9 protein-coding genes are annotated in these 12,888 nt (G+C 73.2%); 2 read left to right on the top strand and 7 right to left on the bottom strand.

The window, feature by feature from the left end:
* Window positions 1-122 precede the first annotated feature (122 nt).
* Window positions 123-3,467 (top strand): BTAD domain-containing putative transcriptional regulator, encoded by a 3,345-nt coding sequence (locus tag ACFYOU_RS09460; protein WP_391304438.1) that lies wholly within the window; start codon window positions 123-125, stop codon window positions 3,465-3,467.
* Window positions 3,468-3,484: 17 nt separating this feature from the next.
* Here ACFYOU_RS09460 and ACFYOU_RS09465 read toward each other — a convergent pair whose 3' ends face one another.
* The 4 genes from ACFYOU_RS09465 to panB form a co-directional block, all read right to left on the bottom strand.
* Complete coding sequence (locus ACFYOU_RS09465) at window positions 3,485-4,333, bottom strand: ABC transporter permease (protein WP_391304440.1); 849 nt, start codon at window positions 4,331-4,333, stop codon at window positions 3,485-3,487.
* Entirely contained in the window at window positions 4,330-5,352 is a 1,023-nt protein-coding gene (locus ACFYOU_RS09470) for an ATP-binding cassette domain-containing protein (RefSeq protein WP_391304441.1), read from the bottom strand. Before ACFYOU_RS09470 ends, ACFYOU_RS09465 begins: the two co-directional genes overlap by 4 nt.
* 108 nt (window positions 5,353-5,460) lie before the next feature.
* Entirely contained in the window at window positions 5,461-6,024 is a 564-nt protein-coding gene (locus tag ACFYOU_RS09475; RefSeq protein ID WP_391304443.1) for a hypothetical protein, read from the bottom strand.
* A 251-nt stretch (window positions 6,025-6,275) separates the two neighbouring features.
* Window positions 6,276-7,163, bottom strand: coding sequence for a 3-methyl-2-oxobutanoate hydroxymethyltransferase (gene panB / locus ACFYOU_RS09480; RefSeq protein WP_391304445.1), 888 nt, complete (start codon window positions 7,161-7,163; stop codon window positions 6,276-6,278).
* A gap of 516 nt (window positions 7,164-7,679) precedes the next feature.
* On the opposite strand from panB, the gene ACFYOU_RS09485 reads away from it, so the two are divergent.
* Window positions 7,680-8,711, top strand: coding sequence for an endonuclease/exonuclease/phosphatase family protein (locus ACFYOU_RS09485; RefSeq protein ID WP_389769514.1), 1,032 nt, complete (start codon window positions 7,680-7,682; stop codon window positions 8,709-8,711).
* Between the two features lie 105 nt (window positions 8,712-8,816).
* Here ACFYOU_RS09485 and ACFYOU_RS09490 read toward each other — a convergent pair whose 3' ends face one another.
* The 3 genes from ACFYOU_RS09490 to ACFYOU_RS09500 form a co-directional block, all read right to left on the bottom strand.
* Window positions 8,817-10,583 carry an NAD+ synthase gene (locus ACFYOU_RS09490; protein ID WP_391304447.1) on the bottom strand — a complete coding sequence of 589 codons (1,767 nt, stop codon included), beginning with the start codon at window positions 10,581-10,583 and terminating at the stop codon, window positions 8,817-8,819.
* 110 nt (window positions 10,584-10,693) lie between these two features.
* Entirely contained in the window at window positions 10,694-12,055 is a 1,362-nt protein-coding gene (gene glnA / locus ACFYOU_RS09495; RefSeq protein ID WP_385485864.1) for a type I glutamate--ammonia ligase, read from the bottom strand.
* Between the two features lie 234 nt (window positions 12,056-12,289).
* Complete coding sequence (locus ACFYOU_RS09500; RefSeq protein WP_391304449.1) at window positions 12,290-12,802, bottom strand: pyridoxamine 5'-phosphate oxidase family protein; 513 nt, start codon at window positions 12,800-12,802, stop codon at window positions 12,290-12,292.
* Window positions 12,803-12,888 lie beyond the last annotated feature (86 nt).

Genomic DNA, 12,888 nt, shown 5'->3' on the forward strand with positions numbered 1-12,888 from the left:
GGACCGACGGCCGCCCGGAGGCCACCGCCTGCCCGACCGTACCGGTCCACGGGGAGAACGTCCCACCACGGGACGGAGGTTCCGGGCGCGGGCCCGTTCCCGCGACGGGGGACAATGGACCCGTGCACTACCGCATCCTCGGCCCCACCCAGGCACTGAGTGCCGACGGAACCGTCCTCCCCGTCGGTGGCGCTCGGCTGCGTGCCCTGTTGACCTCGCTCGCCCTGCGGCCGGACCGGACCGTCCCGGTGTCGCTCCTGATCGACGACGTCTGGGGCGCCGACCCGCCGGCCGACGCCACCGGCGCGCTCCAGGCCCTCGTGGGACGGCTGCGCCGCGGGCTCGGCGCCGACACCGTCGCCTCCGCGGACGGCGGCTACCGGCTGCGCGTCGACGCCGACCGGGTCGACCTGCACCGGTTCGAACGGCTGGCCTCCGAGGGCGCCCGCGCCCTCACCGAGGGCGACCCAGGCAAGGCGGTCGAGCTCCTGGACCCGGCGCTCGACCTGTGGCGCGGCCCCGCGCTCGCCGACCTCCCCGACCGCACCGCCGACGCCACTCGGCTGTCCGCCCTGCGCCTCGCCGCGCGCCGGGACCGCCTCGCCGCCGTCGTCGCCCTCGGGGACGCGCCCGCCGCGCTGCCCGAACTGACCGCGCTCTGTGCGGAACAGCCCCTGGACGAACCGCTCCAGGCGCTGCGCATCCGCGCCCTGAGGGACTCCGGACGCGCCGCCCAGGCACTCGACGCGTACGGCGCCGTCCGCGCGGAACTCGCCGAACGCCTCGGGAGCGACCCCGGGCCCGAACTGCTCGCGCTGCACCAGGAACTCCTGCGCACCGCCGCCCCGCCGGCCCCCACCGGCCGGCCCCCGGCCACCCCCGCCCCGGCCCCGGTCACTCCGGCCCCGGCCCCGGCCCCGTCCTCCCTTGTGCCCGGCTCCGACCCGGCCGCCCCCCGTCCCGGCAACCTGCCCGCCCGGCTGACCTCCTTCGTCGGGCGGACGCCGGACATCGACGCCATCCGGGACGACCTCCGCCGGGCCCGACTCATCACCCTGCTGGGGCCCGGCGGCGCCGGCAAGACCCGACTGTCGTGGGAAGCCGCCGAGAGCGTCGCCGCCGACTTCCCGGACGGCACCTGGCTGGTGGAACTCGCCCCGGTCGAGGACCCCGACGACGTACCGGAGGCGGTGCTCACCGCCCTCGGCGCCCGGGAGACCGTGCTGCGCGGCGCCGGCGCCGAGGAGATGCGGGCCGTCACCGAGCAACACCACCCCGGGGCCCCGCTGCGCCGGCTCGCCGAGTACTGCCGCTCACGCCGACTGCTGCTGGTGCTCGACAACTGCGAGCACGTCATCGGCGCCGCCGCGCGGCTCGCCGCCCAGGTGCTCGCCCACTGCCCGGCGGTGACCGTCCTCGCCACCAGCCGGGAACCCCTCGCCGTGCCGGGGGAGTTCGTCCGGCCCGTGGAGCCCCTTCCCGAGCCGTTCGCGCTGCGGCTGTTCGCCGACCGGGGCGCCGCGGCCCGCCCCGGCTTCCGCACCGCGGACGATCCGGCCGCCGCCGCCGAGATCTGCCGCAGGCTGGACGGGCTGCCGCTCGCCATCGAACTCGCCGCGGCCCGGCTCCGGATGCTGACGCCCCGGCAGATAGCCGACCGGCTGGACGACCGGTTCCGGCTGCTGACCGGCGGCGCCCGCACCGTGCTGCCCCGCCAGCAGACGCTGCGCGCGGTGGTCGACTGGTCCTGGGAACTGCTCGACGCCGAGGAACGCACCGTGCTGCGGCGGCTCGCCGTCTTCGCCGGCGGCTGGGACCTGGCGGCGGCCGAGGCGGTGGGCGGACCCGCCGCCCTGGACGTCCTGGGCTCCCTGGTCGACAAGTCCCTGGTGGTGGCCGGGACCGGCCCGGACGCGGCCATGCGGTACCGGCTCCTGGAGACCGTCGCCGAGTACGCGGCCGAACGCCTCGACGAGGCGGGCGAGCGGGCCGCCGCCGAACGCGCCCACCTCGTCCACTACCGCGAACTCGCCCGCACCACCGACCCGCTGCTGCGGGGCGCCGGTCAACTCGCGGCGATCCAGCGGCTCACCACCGAGTACGAGAACCTGCGCACCGCCCTGCGGCACGCCGTCGCGGCCCGGGACGAACAGGAGGCCCTGTGCCTGGTGCTGTCCCTCGCCTGGTTCTGGCAGATCCACGACCTGCGCGGCGACGCCCGCACCTGGGCGCGGGAGGCCGGGGCGCTCGGCCCCGACCCCTTCAGCCCGCCCGTCGCCCCGGCACGACCGCTGCACGGTCCGACGATCGCCGCGCCCCCGCCGATGGCGCCGGACGTGCTCGTGGAGGCCCGGCGCGGGGTGCACCTGGTCCACCTCGCCTGCATGGACATGGAGTTCGGCGCCTGGCAGACCGAGGAGGCGATGGCCCGGTTGCGGGGGGTCGTCGCCTCGTACCGGCCGGGCCTGCCGCAGACCTGCCGCTACCCCGGCTACCTGTGGTTCTTCGCGGTGCTCCTCACCCAGGGCGCGGAAGGGACGGCGGCCGTCATGGACGGGACCGTCGAGGCGTGCCGGACCTACGGATACACCTGGGAACTGGCCCACGCCCTCCACCTGCGGGCGAACATGGCGGCCAGCGGGACCGACCGGGGCCACGACCCCCTCCGGGACGCCGACGAAGCCCTCGGGATCTTCCGTGGGTGCGGCGACGCGTGGGGCGCGGCGGAGGCGCTGTCCGCTCGGGCCGAGACCTATGAGCGGCGGGGCGACTTCGCCCGGGCGGCGGCCGACTACCAGGAGGCCATCGCCCTCTCCCGCGGCCTCGGCGCCCACGGGCAGGTGGCCGTGCTCCGGGCCCGGCTCGGGGGCGCCTGGATCGAGAGCGGGGAGCGGGCCGACGAGGGGGAGGCCGTGCTCCGCGAGATCGTCGACGAGCAGCAGGACGGCGTCACCGGCGCCATGCCCGCGGCCCGGCTCTTCCTCGCGGTGCACCTGGGGCGCACCGGTCGGGTGTCCCAGGCGCGGGCCCAGGTGCAGTCGCTGCGGGAGAAGTTCGGCGCCGTCAGGTTCGTGGTCTTCGACTCCTACATCACCGGGATCGAGGGCTGGCTCGACGTACTGGACCGGCGGTACGACTCCGCGACCGCGCTGTTGCGCACCGCGCTGGAGCGCTCCGGCGACCCCATCTGCCTGATGATGGCCCCGCAGTTGGCGGCCACGAACCTGCTGGCCGGGGCCCTCCTGCTCAGCGAGCGGGACGGCGGCGCCCGGATGCGGGACGCCGCCCGGCTCCTCGGGGCGCACGCGGCGCTGCGGCCGGTCGGACACCACTACTCCTTGGTCGAGCGGGAGACGATGGCCCGCACGGACGCCGCCGTCCGTGCCGCCCTGGGCGAGACGGACGGTGCCGCCGCCCGTGCCGAGGGCGCCGCCCTGACCCTGGAGGCGGCCACCGCCCTGCTCTGACGGGTGCCGGCCGCACGTCAGGTCCTGGTCTGGAACTTCCGGATCGCCACCGGCGCCATCACCAGGGTGAGGGCGGCCGTCCAGGCCAGCACGACCACCAGGTCGTGTCCGCTGGCGCCGTCGCCGCTGATCAGGGAACGGGCCGCGTCCGCGAGCGCCGACAGCGGGTTGTAGTCGGTGAACGTCTGGAGCCAGTCGGGCATGGTGTCCGTGGGGGCGAAGATCGACGAGCCGAACTGGAGCGGCATCAACACGAGGAATCCCAAACTCTGAATGGCCTGCGCGTTCTTCATCACGACACCCATGGTGAGGAAGATCCACATCAGGGCGGAGCCGAAGAGCACGGACAGCCCGATCGCGGCCAGCAGACCGCCGACGCTGTCCACCGACAGACCGAGGGCGAAGCCCATGGCCAGCAGGATCGCCGTGGCGAGGAGCATCCGGCCGATCTCCACCACGATCTTGGCGATGAGCACCGAGGAACGGGCGATCGGCAGGGACCGGAAGCGGTCCATGACCCCGGTCTCGAAGTCCTGGTTGAAGCCGGTGCCGACGGCCATGGCGATGTTCAGGCCCATCATCGCCATCAGGCCCGGCACCACGTAGTCGACGTAGGCGTCCCGGCTCGGGAAGATCGCGCCGCCGAACACGAAGACGAACAGCAGCGTCAGGATGATCGGCGCCAGCACCGCGTCGAGGATCGACTGGGGGTCCTGGCGGATCGCCAGCACGTTCCGCTGGGCCAGGGCGCCGGTGTGCCGCAGATGGGCGCGCAGCCCGATCCGGCCGTCGTCCTTCGCCCGCGCGGCGGGCTCGGGGGGCTCGGTGGCCGTGGTGGGAGCGGTGGTCAGGGTCGCGGCGCTCATACGGCGGCCTCCTCAAGGGCGGGGACGGGCTCCGTGGTGGCCGGGCGGTGGCCGGTGAGGGAGAGGAACACCTCGTCCAGACTGGGCATTTCGGTGGAGATGCCGGCCAGCGTGAACCGCCGGGCGGACAGGACGTCGACGATGGCGGTGAGCTGTTCGTCGCTGAGGATCGGCACCAGGACGGTCCCGGTGCCGGAGTCGACGGTGGCCCGGCCGAGTCCGATGAGGCCGGAGCCGTCGAGCGCGGTGGCGATGGGTTCCAACTGGCCGGGGTCCGCGGGGCGCACCCGCAGGGTCCGGCCGCCGACCCGGGCCTTGAGCGCATGGACCTCGCCGTGCGCGATGACCTTGCCGTGGTCGATGACGGTCAACTCGTCGGCGAGCTGTTCCGCCTCCTCCATGTACTGGGTGGTCAGCAGCACGGTGACGCCCTCGTCGACCATCGCCTTGACCTCGTCCCAGACCTCGTTGCGGGTGTGCGGGTCCAGACCGGTCGTCGGTTCGTCCAGGTAGAGGACCGCGGGACGGCCGATCATGGACGCAGCGAGGTCGAGCCTGCGGCGCATGCCGCCGGAGTAGGTCCGGGCGGGGCGCTGGGCGGCGTCGGTGAGGGAGAACCGTTCCAGCAGGGCGTCCGCGCGGGCCTTGGCGTCCCGGCGGGAGAGGTCGAGGAGCCGCCCGATGAGGACCAGGTTGTCGCGGCCCGAGAGCTTCTCGTCGACCGAGGCGTACTGACCGGTGAGGCCGATGCGGCGGCGCAGCGCGTAGGGCTGGCGGACGACGTCCCGGCCGGCGACGACCGCGGTGCCCGCGTCGGGAACGATGAGGGTGGCCAGGCAGCGCACCAGGGTGGTCTTCCCGGCGCCGTTGGGCCCGAGGACCCCCATCACCGTGCCCTCGCGGACGTCGAGGTCGACGCCGTCCAGGGCCTTCACCGGCCCGTAGTGCTTGACCAGCCCCCGTACGGAGACCGCGAGGTCCTCCGCTGAGCTGCCTTGGGATGCGTCGATGCGTGTCATGGCCCCGACGCTGTCACCCGCCACCGACAGATCGCCGACAGATCACCGACAGGTCCGGACCGGGCCCGACGGACGGGTCTCCGGTGGGCGGCCGGGGCCCGCGGAGCGTCAGGTGACGACGTGGACGGGCGTGCCCTCGGGGGCGAACTTCCACAGGGCCGCACCGTCGGCGACCCCCTGGCGCACCGCTCCGGTCTGGACCCCGAGGTCGACCTTCGGCCGGGCGCCGTCCACGGCGTTGGAGAAGGCGATGGTCACCTGGGAGCTACGGGCGAAGTACACGACGTTCGCGACCTTCACGCCGTCGGTCCCAGTGCCGGTCGCCAGCCGGGAGAAGACCTTGTACGGACCCTCCGCCGGGTGGACCGACCCCGGCCACACCTCGAAGGTGCGCAGCGCCTTGTCCTGACCGTCGACGAGCCACACCCGCCGCAGTTCCAGCGAGTACACCACCCGCCGTCCCTGTCCCGACTCCTCGGGCACGGGGTGCGCGACCGCCGGTTTCTTCTTCTCGGCGCCGGCCGTGGCGCTCGGCTTCGCCGTCGCACCCGCGGCCCCGGTCCCGCCCTTGGGCAGGGGCTCGACCCGTACGGCCAGCCCCACCACGACCACCAGGGCCGCACTGAGTAGGCCGGTGACCCAGGCCCACGAGGGCAGTCGACGCGAAGACACCCGGGAATCCTCCTCAAACCACGTGGGAAACGGGCCGGTTGGAACGCGGCCCCGTCACTGTGGGAAACCCGCCGTCCGGGCAGGCAGTAGGAGGATCGTACCGTCAGCGGGCGGGCGCCGAGCAGCCACCCGAGGCGGGAACGGCGACAGCCCGTCGACGGGGGAGGATCGACGGGCTGTCCCGGTGCCGCAGTGGTCCGGTGGGACCGGTCCTCCGGCGCTGCCGCCGCCGGACCGGTCACGGGGTGCTGCTAGTGGACGGAGTGCTCCTCGGCGGGGAACGCCCCGTCGAGGACCTCGTCGGCGAAGGCGCGGGCCGCGTCCCCCATCACGGAGCGCAGTTGCGCGTACTGCTTCACGAAACGGGGCATGCGCCCGCTGGTGAGGCCCAGCATGTCCGTGGTGACGAGCACCTGGGCGTCGGTGTCCGGGCCCGCGCCTATGCCCACCGTGGGGACGTGGAGCGTGCGGGTCACCTCGGCGGCGAGTTCGGCGGGAACGAGTTCCAGGACGACCGCGAAGGCGCCCGCGTCCTGGACGGCCTTGGCGTCCCGCAGCAACTGCTGGGCCGCCTCCTCGCCCCGGCCCTGCACGCGGTAGCCCATGGTGTTGACGGACTGCGGGGTGAGCCCGATGTGCGCCATCACGGGGATGCCGGCCTCCACGATCAACTCGATCTGGCGGTGCGAGCGCTCCCCTCCCTCCAGCTTCACCGCGCCGACGCCCGCGTCCTTGACCAGCCGCATGGCACTGCGCAACGCCTGGGTGGGGCCCTCCTGGTACGAACCGAAGGGCAGGTCGGCGACGATCAGGGGCCGCTTGGTGCCGCGCACGACGGCTGCGGCCAGCACGGTCATCTCGTCCATCGTCACCGGTACGGTCGTCTCGTACCCGAGGTGGACGTTCCCCATGGAGTCGCCCACCAGCAGGACCGGGATGCCGGCCTCGTCGAAGACGGACGCGGTCATCGCGTCGTAGGCGGTGAGCATGGGCCACTTCTCGCCGCGTTCCTTGGCCAGGCCGATGTCCCGGACGGTGATGCGACGGGTGCCCTTGCCCCCGTAGAGCGTCCTGCCGTCGTCGGCGGTAGGTGGTGCGGTGTCCTGACCGGCCGTACGGGCAGCCACGTGTTGCGTCATCGCAACGGCTCCTTCATGTCATCTCGAGGCGCCCTGACGGCGTCCCCGGATCACCTCCATGGTGGCACCTCGGGTCGCCCCGCGGTAGTCGGGTGCCGCCGGTGCGGTGCACCGGCCCGCCGCGCCGCCGCTCCCCCCGACCCGGCCGGGCACTCCCGTCACCCCGGTCCCGCGGCGATCGATCGGGCGGTCGCCCCGGGGCGAGCCGGACCGGGCGCCCCCGGGGCGTCCCCGGGCGGGCGCCTTCCGGAGGGAGCCCACGTCACGGCCCCGCGACACGGATTCCCGTCGGCCTACTGGCGACCCCGGGCCCCGCGCAGTATGGTCGCCGCGCCCGGGCACGTGTGCGCATTTCGTCACAGTGAACGGTGGCGGCCCCCGTACCGGAACCCCCGCGGGGCACATCGCCGTTCTCCTGCCCGTAAGGCCGCCGCGGGAGGGCGGGAACACCAGCGTTCATCGCCTAGGGTCATGACAGGCGGCAACGAAGTGCACAGCAGGCAGTGAGGCGACCCCATGGCGCAGCAGGCGTACGCGACGGACACGGACAGCGGCGAGGGCCACACGCGGACCGGCCGTCCCGCCTCCCGGCTGCGGCGCCTGTTCACCGGCTGGCGCGGCGATCCGGGCATCTGGCGGCGCGGTCTGGTGCTCACCGGGCTCGCCGTGCTGCTCGCGCTGGTGATGATCCTGCACGCGCAGATCCCCAACTCCATCGGCAACCTCGGCAGCCTCAACGAGACGTTCCTGCCGTGGCTCGGCGCGTTCGTGCCGGTGCTGTTCCTGCTGGCCGTGGTCCGCAAGTCCGCCACCGCGCTGATCGCGGTGCTGGTCCCGGCCGTCACCTGGGCGAACCTCTTCGGCGGTCTCGTCACCGACAAGACCGGCAGCGGCGGTGACCTCACCGTCGTCACCCACAACGTCAACGCCGAGAACCCCGACCCCGCCGCCACCGCCCGGGGCGTCGCCGCCTCCGGGGCCGACGTGGTCGCCCTGGAGGAACTGACCCCGCAGGCCGTGCCGGTGTACTCCCGCGTCCTGGAGAGCACCTACCGCTACCACGAGGTCGAGGGCACGGTCGGGGTGTGGAGCAAGTACCCGCTGAGCGGGACCAGGCCCGTCGACATCAAGCTCGGCTGGACCCGGGCGATGCGCACCACGGTGACCGCGCCGCAGGGCCCCGTCGCCGTGTACACCGCGCACCTGCCGTCGGTGCGGGTGAAGCTGAACGCCGGTTTCACCGCCAGCCGTCGGGACCAGAGCGCCGACGCGCTGGGCGAGGCCATCGCCCGGGAACCGCTGGAGCGGGTGGTGCTGCTCGGCGACCTCAACGGCACGATGAACGACCGCGCCCTCAACGGCGTCACCGCGCAGATGCGTTCCACCCAGGGCGCCGCGGGCAGCGGGTTCGGGTTCAGTTGGCCCGCGGCGTTCCCGCTGGCCCGGATCGACCAGATCCTCGTCAAGGGCGTCGAACCGGTGAAGTCCTGGACCCTGCCCCGCACCTCCAGCGACCACCTCCCGGTCGCCGCCCGCATCACGCTCTGACCCCCGCCGAGCGCACCCCTGACCCGCGCACCCCTGACCTGCGCGCTCCCCGGTCCCGGGTGCCTCCCGGCCCGGGCACGCGAACGCCCCCGGGCCGGGCCGGACTCACTCCGCGGGCGCGGCCGACTCCCGCCACCGGCTGGTGATCGGCAGCCGCCGGTCCTTGCCGAAGCCCTTCGCGGAGGTCTTCGTGCCCGGCGGGTACTGGCGCCGCTTGTACTCGGCGGTGTCCACCATCCGCAGCGTCTTCGTCACCAACTCCGCCTCGTAGCCGGCCGCCACGATCGCGTCCGCGCCCTGGTCCCGGTCCACGTACAGGTCGAGGATGCCGTCCAGCACCGGGTAGTCCGGCAGGGAGTCCGTGTCCACCTGGTCCGGACGGAGTTCGGCGCTCGGCGGCTTGCTGATCGAGTTCTCCGGGATCGGCGGGGCCTGGCCGCGCTCGACCGCCGCCCGGTTGCGCCACTCGGCCAGCCGGAACACCGTCGTCTTGTAGACGTCCTTGATCGGCCCGTAGGCGCCCACCGAGTCGCCGTACAGCGTGGAGTACCCCACCGCCAGTTCCGACTTGTTGCCCGGGGCCAGCACGATGTGGCCCTCCTGGTTGGAGATCGCCATCAGCAGGGTGCCGCGCAGCCGGGACTGGAGGTTCTCCTCCGCGAGCCCGGTCAGCTCCACCGCCTCCATGTACGCGTCGAACAGCGGGGCGATCGGCACCGTGCGGAAGTTCAGCCCGGTGCGCCGCGCCAACTCCGCGGCGTCCTCCTTCGAGTGCTCCGAGGAGTACTTCGACGGCATGGACACCCCGTACACGTGCTCCGCGCCGAGCGCGTCGCAGGCGATGGCCGCCACGAGCGCCGAGTCGATCCCGCCGGACAGCCCGACGAGGACCGAGCGGAAACCGTTCTTCGCGACATAGGCGCGCAACCCCACGACCAGCGCCGAGTACACCTCCTCGTCGTCGTCCAGGCGCTCCGCGTACCCGCCGGTCAGCTCCGCCTCGTACGGCGGCAGCGGCTCGGCGGACAGCGTCACGTGGTCGATCCGCAGCCCGTCGTCCACCACCCCGGCCGGCGGCTCCTCGCTCGCCGCGGGCAGCTCCAGGTCCAGCACCACACAGCCCTCGGCGAACTGCGGGGCCCGTGCGACGACCTCGCCGTCCTTGTCGACCACGATGGAGTCACCGTCGAAGACCAACTCGTCCTGGCCGCCGATCATCGCCAGGTAGGCCGTGGTGCAGCCGGCCTCCTGCGCGCGCTTGCGGACCAGTTCGAGCCGGGTGTCGTCCTTGTTCCGCTCGTACGGGGAGGCGTTGATCGACAGCAGCAGGCCCGCCCCCGCGCTCCGGGCGGCCGGCACCCGTCCGCCGTCCTGCCACAGGTCCTCGCAGATCGCCAGGGCCACGTCCACCCCGTGCACCCGCACGACGGGCAGCGTGTCGCCCGGCACGAAGTACCGGAACTCGTCGAAGACCCCGTAGTTCGGCAGGTGGTGCTTGGCGAAGGTGAGCACCACCTCGCCGCCGTGCAGGACGGCCGCCGCGTTCTGCGGGGCGCCCGCGGGCTGGCCGTACTTCGGCTGCGCCGTCTCACAGCGGTCGAGGTAGCCGACGACCACCGGGATCTGTCCGAAGCCCTCGTCGGCGAGGCGTCGGGCGAGGTCCCGCAGGGCGGTGCGGGACGCCTCCACGAAGGAGGAGCGCAGCGCCAGGTCCTCGACGGGGTACCCCGTCAGGACCATCTCGGGGAACGCGATCAGATGGGCCCCCTGCCCGGCGGCGTGCCGGGTCCACCGGAGCACCGCGTCGGCGTTGCTGGCGAGGGCGCCGACCGTGGAGTCGACCTGGTTCAGGGCAAGACGTAGTTGAGGCACCCCACCAGTGTAATCGTCACTCCGACGCAATGTCCCGTCCGGGCCGGCCCCGGCCCGGGGGCGGGCCCACGGGCGGCTGCCGTGGACCCGGACGGGGTCGCGACCCGCGCCTACAGCACCGGCAGGTTCTTGCGCAGCTCGAACGCGGTGACCTCGGAGCGGTACTCCTCCCACTCCGACTTCTTGTTGCGCAGGAAGAAGTCGTAGACGTGCTCGCCGAGCGTCTCGGCGACCAGCTCGCTGCGCTCCATGAGCCGGATCGCCTCGCCCAGGTTCTGGGGCAGCGGCTCGATGCCCATCGCCCGGCGCTCCCCGTCGGACAGCGCCCACACGTCGTCGTCGGCGCCCGGCGGCAGCTCGTAGCCCTCCTCGATGCCCTTGAGGCCCGCGGCCAGCAGCACCGCGTACGAGAGGTACGGGTTCGCCCCCGAGTCCAGGGAACGGACCTCCACCCGCGCCGAGCCGGTCTTGCCGGGCTTGTACATCGGCACCCGGATCAGCGCGGAGCGGTTGTTGTGGCCCCAGCAGATGTACGAGGGCGCCTCGCCGCCCGCACCCGCGGTGCGCTCCGAGCCGCCCCAGATGCGCTTGTACGAGTTGACCCACTGGTTGGTGACCGCGGAGATCTCCGCGGCGTGCCGCAGCAGCCCCGCGATGAAGGAGCGCCCCACCTTGGAGAGCTGGTACTCGGCACCGGACTCGTAGAACGCGTTGCGGTCGCCCTCGAAGAGGGACAGATGGGTGTGCATCCCGGAACCGGGGTGCTCGGAGAACGGCTTCGGCATGAACGTCGCCTGCACGCCCTGCTCCAGCGCGACCTGCTTCATCACCAGCCGGAAGGTCATCACGTTGTCGGCGGTGGACAGCGCGTCCGCGTACCGCAGGTCGATCTCCTGCTGCCCCGGGGCGCCCTCGTGGTGGCTGAACTCCACCGAGATGCCCATCGACTCCAGCATGGTGATGGCCTGGCGGCGGAAGTCCATGCCGACGTTCTGCGGGGTGTGGTCGAAGTAGCCGGAGTTGTCGGCGGGCGTCGGCCGGGAACCGTCCAGCGGCCGGTCCTTCAGCAGGAAGAACTCGATCTCGGGGTGGGTGTAGAAGGTGAAGCCCAGGTCGGACGCCTTGGCGAGGGCCCGCTTGAGGACGTACCGGGGGTCCGCGAAGGACGGCGAACCGTCCGGCATGAGGATGTCGCAGAACATCCGGGCCGTCCCGGGAGCCTCCGCGCGCCACGGCAGCACCTGGAAGGTCCCCGGATCGGGCTTGGCGATCATGTCGGACTCGTACACCCGGGCGAAGCCCTCGATGGCGGAACCGTCGAAGCCGATGCCCTCGTCGAACGCCTGCTCAAGCTCCGCGGGCGCGACCGCGACGGACTTCAGGAAGCCCAGCACGTCCGTGAACCACAGGCGTACGAACCGGATGTCGCGCTCCTCCAGCGTGCGGAGCACGAACTCCTGCTGCTTGTCCATTGTCGACTTCCACCCATCCTTGCTGGTCAGGCCGCGTGCTCCGGTGCCATGGGACAAGGTCCGGTCACGAGCATCCCCTCACACGGTTTCGGGCACGTTTCGGGCGTGGGGCCGACTGTGCGCGACCGGCCGCCCGCCGTGGCTCAGTGCCCATACTGCCTGCTGATCCGGGTTGCCGTAACGGCCGGGCCCGCCGTCGGGGCATGCGGGCCCGGCGTCCGTCGACCGGAGCGATCAGCCCAGCCGCCAGCGGGTCTGGCCGAACGGCTCCCCCTTGGCGAAGGCGAAGACGGTGCGCGGCGGGACCCGGAACACCCAGGCGACCCCGCCGTCCGCCTCGAAGGCGCCCTCGCGCACCTCGAACGCCCAGTCGGGCCCGTAGGCCGACTGCCAGGCGCCGGCCAGCTCCTGAAGCTCCGCCTCGTCCGTGACCCGCTCGGCCCGGCCCTCCACCACCACGTCCGTACCCGCGTCCCAGGCGGGCGTGCCGGTGGTGAGGACCACCTCCGGGTTCTCCGCCAGGTTCAGCGCCTTGCGCTCCCCGGGGCCGGTCGCGAAGTGCAGCGCGCCGTCCCACCACACCGCGATCAACGGGGTGACGTGCGGTCGGCCGTCCGGGCGTACCGTCGACACCCAGAACGTCCCCGCGCCGGACAGCACCTCCTCCACCCGCGACCACTCGGTGGGCTTCGCCCCCGGCGAACTGAAGTCGGCGTCGAGCTCCGCGCTCGGTGTGTCCTGCGACATGGTGCGGCTCCTTCGTCACGGCCCGGCCCCCGCCCCGGCGACGGGGTGCGGCACAGGGTAGACGGTGCTCGCGGGCGGAACTGATC

Source organism: Streptomyces sp. NPDC005955 (assembly GCF_042871255.1).
In the GTDB taxonomy this organism is placed as follows: domain Bacteria; phylum Actinomycetota; class Actinomycetes; order Streptomycetales; family Streptomycetaceae; genus Streptomyces.

What these genes read in the sequence shown, in the direction of transcription:
- ACFYOU_RS09465 (WP_391304440.1), bottom strand. Translation starts at nt 4,333, where the DNA reads ATGAGCGCCGCGACCCTGACCACCGCTCCCACCACGGCCACCGAGCCC.
- glnA (WP_385485864.1), bottom strand. Translation starts at nt 12,055, where the DNA reads ATGGACAAGCAGCAGGAGTTCGTGCTCCGCACGCTGGAGGAGCGCGAC.
- ACFYOU_RS09470 (WP_391304441.1), bottom strand. Translation starts at nt 5,352, where the DNA reads ATGACACGCATCGACGCATCCCAAGGCAGCTCAGCGGAGGACCTCGCG.
- ACFYOU_RS09485 (WP_389769514.1), top strand. Translation starts at nt 7,680, where the DNA reads ATGGCGCAGCAGGCGTACGCGACGGACACGGACAGCGGCGAGGGCCAC.
- panB (WP_391304445.1), bottom strand. Translation starts at nt 7,163, where the DNA reads ATGACGCAACACGTGGCTGCCCGTACGGCCGGTCAGGACACCGCACCA.
- ACFYOU_RS09500 (WP_391304449.1), bottom strand. Translation starts at nt 12,802, where the DNA reads ATGTCGCAGGACACACCGAGCGCGGAGCTCGACGCCGACTTCAGTTCG.